The organism is Thalassotalea sp. SU-HH00458 (assembly GCF_040362795.1).
Taxonomy (GTDB): Bacteria; Pseudomonadota; Gammaproteobacteria; order Enterobacterales; family Alteromonadaceae; genus Thalassotalea_H; species Thalassotalea_H castellviae.
This window is the reverse complement of record NZ_BAABWW010000001.1, coordinates 673648-680292: the sequence shown is the minus strand read 5'-3', so window position 1 is coordinate 680292 and position 6645 is coordinate 673648. Positions and strand designations below refer to the sequence as shown.

Annotated in this window: 5 protein-coding genes; 2 read left to right on the top strand and 3 right to left on the bottom strand. The window is 37.1% G+C overall.

All coding sequences use genetic code 11. From position 1 onward, the window contains the following. Positions 1-485 precede the first annotated feature (485 nt). Complete coding sequence (rluF, locus tag ABXH06_RS02965) at positions 486-1367, top strand: 23S rRNA pseudouridine(2604) synthase RluF (RefSeq protein WP_353517230.1); 882 nt, start codon at positions 486-488, stop codon at positions 1365-1367. 38 nt (positions 1368-1405) lie between these two features. Here the strand turns inward: rluF and ABXH06_RS02960 are convergent, their stop codons facing one another. Continuing rightward, positions 1406-2296, bottom strand: a complete 891-nt coding sequence (locus ABXH06_RS02960; protein WP_353517229.1) for a spermidine synthase — start codon at positions 2294-2296, stop codon at positions 1406-1408. Continuing rightward, positions 2289-2867: a fused MFS/spermidine synthase gene (locus ABXH06_RS02955; RefSeq protein ID WP_353517246.1), complete on the bottom strand. Its 579-nt coding sequence runs from the start codon at positions 2865-2867 to the stop codon at positions 2289-2291. The genes ABXH06_RS02960 and ABXH06_RS02955 overlap by 8 nt, the downstream gene beginning before the upstream one ends. A 257-nt stretch (positions 2868-3124) precedes the next feature. Between ABXH06_RS02955 and ABXH06_RS02950 the strand changes: the two genes are divergently transcribed. After that, positions 3125-3670, top strand: a complete 546-nt coding sequence (locus ABXH06_RS02950; RefSeq protein WP_353517228.1) for a TlpA disulfide reductase family protein — start codon at positions 3125-3127, stop codon at positions 3668-3670. A gap of 72 nt (positions 3671-3742) precedes the next feature. On the opposite strand, the gene uvrA is transcribed toward ABXH06_RS02950, so the two are convergent. Further along, positions 3743-6571 (bottom strand): excinuclease ABC subunit UvrA, encoded by a 2829-nt coding sequence (gene uvrA / locus ABXH06_RS02945; RefSeq protein ID WP_353517227.1) that lies wholly within the window; start codon positions 6569-6571, stop codon positions 3743-3745. Between the last annotated feature and the right edge of the window lie 74 nt (positions 6572-6645).

Sequence of the window (6645 nt, the reverse complement as noted above, 5' to 3'; positions counted from 1 at the left end):
AAGAGAAAAGGCTATCCTAACGGATAGCCTTTTTTTGTGCGTGTCTTTTGATTACCCGCATGCGGTGTTATTTCTATCAAGATATAAAGATATGTCAGTGTGAAATACACGCTCGACACGAAAGAGACCTCTTGTTGCCTACAGCATAGTGATCATATTTCTGGGACGGAAAGCCTGTTTCTGTGCTTGAAACGCTGAACAGCTAGTTCTATAAGTATCCCTGCTTTCGAAACATTCGGCCTTTCATGTAAGTAAATTGTGATGCCACTGATAAAAAGTATCTGAGTGTGCTTGTCATTAGATGAGAGTAGGATATTGCTAGGCTTTTATACCAGCAAATTTTTAGCCAAAAAATCACTCTAACCGTTGGCTTTTCCAAAAGTAATACTTGTTCTAACTAGGTTCAAATTTAGATTTAATCAATACATGAAAAGATATATCGGTTAAAATAAAGGAATGAATAAAATGACTACGTTGGAATATTTGTGACAGATACAAGTAAACGACTCAATAAATTTATCAGTGAATCAGGTTATTGTTCCAGAAGAGGGGCTGACAAATTAATAGAGGAAGGCCGAGTTAAAATAAACGGTTTGATCCCTGAGCTTGGTACTAAAGTATACCCAGGTGATAGCGTATCTGTTGATGGTAAAAAAATTGGGGCTATGCCTGCGAATAAATCTGATCGTGTTTATATTGCTTATCACAAACCTATCGGTATTACTTGTACGACAGAAAAACATGTAAAAGGCAATATCATTGACGCTATTGGTCACAAAGAACGTATCTTTCCTATAGGTCGTTTAGATAAACCTTCTGAAGGTCTTATTTTCTTAACGAGTGACGGAGATATAGTCAATAAAATTTTAAGGGCTGAGAATGCTCATGATAAAGAGTATATTGTTACTGTTGATAAACCTATCAGTGAACGCTTTGTGCAACGTATGTCACGCGGTGTACCAATTCTCGGCACCATTACTAAGCCTTGTATCGTAAAGCCACAAAGTAAATTTGTTTTTAGAATTATTTTAACTCAAGGTTTGAACCGCCAAATAAGACGTATGTGTGAGTATTTAGATTATGAGGTAAAGAAATTAAAACGCTCTCGGATAATGTCTGTCGAACTGGGAAAATTAAAACCTGGTGAATGGCGAGATTTAACTGCTCAAGAGATGAATGAGATCAATCGTGCGGTGGCGACATCAACTAAAACTGCGAAAAGCGTTGAAAATAGCTCCGAAAGCCAACTGTCTGTTGAACCGCCAAATAATAAAAGTACAGCCAGAAACGGCAAAGTAATTTTGCATAATAAAAAGGTAAAAAAACCGAGTGCTAAAACTCGGTTAACCTTAAAAACTAAAAACTAAAATATCCCTGAATAGCTATAATGCAGGGTTAAGTTTCATTACTGATTAAGTAGGTTAGCAGGTGAATATTGATCAGTTAACACCTTTGTATCATCAGACCAATCTTGTTCTTCAGATGTTGAGGTCATATTGCTAGATATTTGGGCGATGTCGACCCCAAAGGTTGATAACTGCTTTGCTAATTTTTTAACTCTTTCCACAATTACTTCGCCTGATGGCAAGGCACTGTTAGCAGTTAAAATAATTCGATTACTATTTTTTCTATTTCTGACATTAAAAAAATCACCAAATACTGCTTTATAGGTTGCGGATTCGTGGGCATATAACTCACTAACTGAGAATGTATTAGCAGATAAAACACCATTTTCAGATAGTAATGTTTTTGTTTCCTGAAGAAATTCTTTGGTCATTAAATGCTCAGGGATATAATCGCCATTAAAAGCGTCTAAAATAATCCAGTCATACTTTTGTTTTTTTAAAGCGGCTCGTTTTACGAATATACGGCCGTCTTGTACCTTGCTGGTAATATTGTCATTTTCAAAAAAACTGAAATATTGACGTGCAACTTTGATCACTGCTGGGTCGATTTCAATATTTTCAATCTTAGCGTTCGGATACAGCTGGTGCAGCGTATTAGACATAGTGCCACCACCTAAACCAACAATTAAGATGTTTTCAGGCGGATTATCCAGTAATAATAAACTAGAAAATAACAACTTAGTGTAATTGAAAACTAATTTGTTAGGGTTGTTTTTATATAAGCAACTTTGGTTAGTTTTACTTGTTTTTACATTAAACTTTAAGCAACGTAAGTTGTAATTATCTTCGACAATAATATTACGATAAAGCGAACGTTCCTTATGAATAACGTTTGCGAAGGATATACCCGATACACTAAATAATAAGCAAATTAATAATAGTTTATTCATGTACAGCTCCTGCCAAATCGTTAACGGGTTTGCTTGAATATTTGTCAAAAGTTATCGCGATAATACCAAAAATCATCAATGCTAAACTGAAGGTTAATATAATGGCATTTACTTCAAAAAATAAGACGAAATAAAAAGAAGTAATGATGGTACCTAATGCACTTCCTAAGGTGGAAACGAAATATAAAACGCCCGCTACTTGGCCACTTCTTTCTTTATCGGTTACCAGTAAACGTACTGAATAAGGAGAGATCATTCCCAAAATAATGGTAGGAATAAAAAACAATGCCATTGATGCGGTAAGAGAGCCATAGCGACTGTCTTCAATATTGAGAAAGATGAATTCCATCATAGGACCTGACCATAAAACAATTGGTAATACAGTGACGCCTGCGAAAAGAAAAATTAAGCCATATCGGGTTAAGGAAGCATTTTTAGTGGAAAGTTTCCCACCAATTAAATAACCGAATGAAAGGCTAAGCATGAATACAGTGATAATACTGCCCCAAATATGAACGCTACTGCCAAAAAATGGCGCTAGAATACGTCCACCTAACAACTCGATGCCCATAATACTAAAGCCACTTGAAAAAGCGAGAAGATAGATTAAAGCGTTTTGGAAGTTAATATTTTTCAAATTTTCACACAAATATAAAAGGTTAGCGAGATAAATATATTAACCTTAAGCAGTGATGAGTGGCTAGCGATTGTTTCAAAGACATTCTTAAAATAAGAAAGAAATATTAACAAAATCAGGTCCGATATATTCAATAACCAACATCATACATGTATCAGGACAGTGATATGAAATGCTTTAAGCAGAGAAATTTGTCGAATAGTCTATGGCTTAGCTTAATATTGACGATGACTTTTATTAATAACTCAATAGCAAATGCTGTTTCTATTAGTAAAAACAATCAAAATATTGAAGTATCGGAACGCTACGAAAGTGAAGATTGGACATTAATGTCTATTACGGGAAAACCTGTCACCTTATCAGAATATCAAGGTCAGCCAGTACTTTTAGTCTTTTGGGCTACATGGTGTCCATATTGCAAAAAGCTATTACCTGGCATTGCTGAGCTCCATGAAAAGTATCAATCTCAAGGATTAAAAGTGATTGGCGTAAATATTAAAGAAGATTGGCAACCTGCAATTTACTGGCGGAATCACGGTTATCAGTTCGATACGGTACTTGATGGTGATGATATTGCGAATAAATATGGAATAATAGGAACGCCAGGGCTGGTATTTATCTCACCTAAAGGCAAAGTATTAAACGTTGCTCATTTTTCTGATCCTAGTCATCCATCATTAGAAAAATTTGCCCAACATTTTCTCAGTGACCCATTAAAAACTGTCTCTGAAAATTAAGGTAATAAAAAACGGACAACCCAGTGTCCGTTTTAAATTGCAAAGCCAATTATCTACAGGGTAAAGTGTGAGTTAGTTTTCTAACATTGGCTTTAAGAATCTTGCGGTATGTGAGGTTTTATGTTGCGCGATTTGCTCAGGCGTACCTGTCGCTAATATTTCACCACCACCAGAGCCACCTTCAGGGCCAAGATCAACGATCCAATCTGCCGTTTTAATTACATCTAAATTATGTTCAATCACTACGATAGTATTTCCATGATCACGCAAACGATGAATGACTTGAAGTAGTTGCTTGATATCATGAAAATGTAAGCCCGTAGTTGGTTCATCAAGAATATAGAGGGTTTTCCCCGTATCGCGTTTCGAAAGTTCTTTAGAAAGCTTAACTCTTTGTGCTTCACCACCAGATAGGGTTGTAGCTGATTGTCCAAGCTTAATATAACTTAAACCCACATCCATCAAGGTTTGCAACTTACGTTTAACAGCTGGAATGGCTGAAAAAAATTCTAAACCGTCTTCAATGGTCATATCGAGCACTTCGTGAATATTTTTGCCTTTATATTTCACCTCTAATGTTTCTCGATTATAACGCTGACTTTTACAAACATCGCAAGGTACATAAACATCAGGTAGAAAGTGCATTTCTACTTTGATTAAACCATCACCTTGACAAGCTTCACATCGTCCGCCTTTTACATTAAAACTAAAGCGGCCTGGCTTATAACCACGAGATCGTGCTTCTTGTGTACCAGCAAAAATATCACGAATATTAGTAAATATTCCGGTGTAAGTAGCGGGGTTTGAACGCGGTGTTCTACCTATTGGGCTTTGATCAATATCGATAACTTTATCGAGTAACTCTAAGCCTTCAATTGATTGATGAGGAGCAGGTTCTTGGGTGGTTGCACCATTTAATTCAATGTGAGCAAGCTTATACAAAGTATCATTGATCAAGGTTGATTTTCCTGAGCCAGAAACACCTGTGATACAAGTCATCAAGCCGTTTGGAATGGTTAGATCAACATTCTTTAAGTTATTCCCTGTGGCACCAAATAATTTCACTACATTATTTTTATCAAATGGAGTTCTTACTTTTGGTATATCTATACCTTCTCTACCTGAAAGGTATTTTCCTGTCAGTGAGTGCTCACATTTTAAAATATCATCAACTTTACCCTGAGCAATGATTTCGCCACCATGAACTCCGGCACCAGGACCAATATCGATGACATAATCAGCAGCACGAATGGCGTCTTCGTCATGCTCTACAACAATGACAGTATTGCCAAGATCACGGAGATGGATCAAGGTTTTGAGTAAACGTTCATTGTCACGTTGATGTAAACCAATGGATGGTTCATCGAGTACGTACATTACCCCGACTAAACCCGCACCAATTTGACTGGCTAAACGAATGCGTTGTGCTTCACCACCTGATAAAGTACCTGCTGCGCGTGACATGTTGAGGTAATTTAATCCTACATTGACTAAAAACCCTAGACGGTCACAAATTTCCTTGAGGATTTTTTCTGCAATTTGAGCTTTTTGACCCGTTAAATTTAAGCCTTCAAAAAAAGCTAATGCATCAGCGATAGCAAGTTCTGCGACTACAGGTAAAGGGGTATCATTGATAAATACATTTCGTGCTTCAAGCCGTAAACGGCTACCATCACAATCGGGACAATGTTGACTATTTAAGTACTTTGACAACTCATCTCGAACAGCGTTTGATTCTGTTTCTTTGAAGCGTCTATCCATATTATTTAAAATACCTTCAAACGGATGCTTGCGAATGACAATATCGCCACGATCGTTCATGTATTTAAATTCAATTTCTTGTTTGCCGCTACCACGTAAGATTAAATCTTGATGTTTTTTATCTAACTGATTAAACGGTTGATCCACTTTAAAGTCATAATGATCAGCAAGGGCTTGAAGCATTTGAAAATAGTAAAAATTACGTTTATCCCAGCCTCGAATTGCGCCACCTGATAAGCTTAATTCAGGATTGGCAATGACTCGTGCAGGGTCAAAAAACTGCTGATTTCCTAAGCCATCACAGGTTTGACAAGCACCAGCAGGGTTATTAAAAGAAAATAAACGCGGTTCTAATTCTTGCATACTGTAACCACAGTGTGGGCAAGCAAAATTCGCTGAAAATAATAGCTCTTCGCGGTCAGGTTCATCCATAAAAGCAACTTTGGCAGAGCCGGCTGTTAGGCTTAAAGCTGTTTCGAATGATTCAGAAAGTCGTAATTGGATATCTTCACGGACTTTTAAACGATCAACGACAACTTCTATGGTGTGCTTTTTATGAAGATCTAAAGTTGGTGGATCAGATAAATCACATACATCGCCATCAATACGAGCACGGATATAGCCCTGTGCGGCTAAGTTATCGAGTAATTTTACATGCTCACCTTTACGATTTAATACCACCGGTGCTAACACCATGACTTTAGTGCCTTCTTCGAGCGCTAAAACTTTATCAACCATTTGCGAGACAGTTTGTGCAGCTAACGGTTGATGATGAGTAGGACAACGAGGCTCACCTACACGTGCGTATAAAAGTCGTAAATAATCATAAATCTCAGTAATGGTTCCAACCGTTGAACGCGGGTTATGAGACGTCGATTTTTGTTCAATAGAAATTGCTGGAGATAAGCCTTCAATATGATCAACGTCAGGTTTTTCCATTAGCGATAAAAATTGACGAGCATAAGCAGAAAGCGATTCAACATATCTGCGCTGTCCTTCTGCATATAAGGTATCAAATGCCAAAGATGACTTTCCAGAGCCTGAGAGGCCGGTAATAACAATTAATTTGTCTCGAGGAATATCTAAACTAATGTTTTTTAGGTTATGGGTTCTGGCACCCCTAACTTCGATCTGTCTCATAATTTATCCACTTAAAATCGCAGCCGCATATTATCGCACAATTTCTCGACGATTTTCATCTATTAATCTCTGTT

Bases quoted from the DNA above. Each gene is read 5' to 3' on its own strand.
- ABXH06_RS02960 (WP_353517229.1), bottom strand. From the start codon at position 2,296: ATGAATAAACTATTATTAATTTGCTTATTATTTAGTGTATCGGGTATA.
- ABXH06_RS02955 (WP_353517246.1), bottom strand. From the start codon at position 2,867: ATGGGCATCGAGTTGTTAGGTGGACGTATTCTAGCGCCATTTTTTGGC.
- uvrA (WP_353517227.1), bottom strand. From the start codon at position 6,571: ATGAGACAGATCGAAGTTAGGGGTGCCAGAACCCATAACCTAAAAAAC.